This window comes from Acetomicrobium sp. S15 = DSM 107314 (assembly GCF_016125955.1).
GTDB lineage: Bacteria > Synergistota > Synergistia > Synergistales > Thermosynergistaceae > Thermosynergistes > Thermosynergistes pyruvativorans.
In genome coordinates, this window is the sequence record NZ_JADEVE010000176.1 from 1 (window position 1) to 269 (window position 269).

The 269-nt window shown below is 56.9% G+C and carries 1 pseudogene; it reads right to left on the reverse strand.

The annotated features are described in order from the left end of the window. Nucleotides 1-61 precede the first annotated feature (61 nt). Nucleotides 62-269: pseudogene (locus tag EZM41_RS04680) on the reverse strand (hypothetical protein); the annotation flags it as partial.

The following is a 269-nucleotide window of genomic DNA, read 5'->3' on the forward strand; positions in this document are numbered from 1 at the left end:
GGACGGAGGTAAAATGAAAAAGATGACCATGTATATGGAGCAAAAGGAAGTGAAGGAACTATTAGCGCCAGGACATAGAGCATGTCCCGGTTGTGGGTGTGCATTGGCGGTAAAGCTCATCCTTCGGGAAACCGGAAGCACCCGGTTGGTTCACGATCACGATCTTCTGCCCCAACGCGCCCTCAAGTTCCCCGGCGCAGACGCGCGTTATCTGGTCCGTGGAGCCACCTGCAGCCCACGGGACGATGCACGTGATGGGCTTGTCCGGC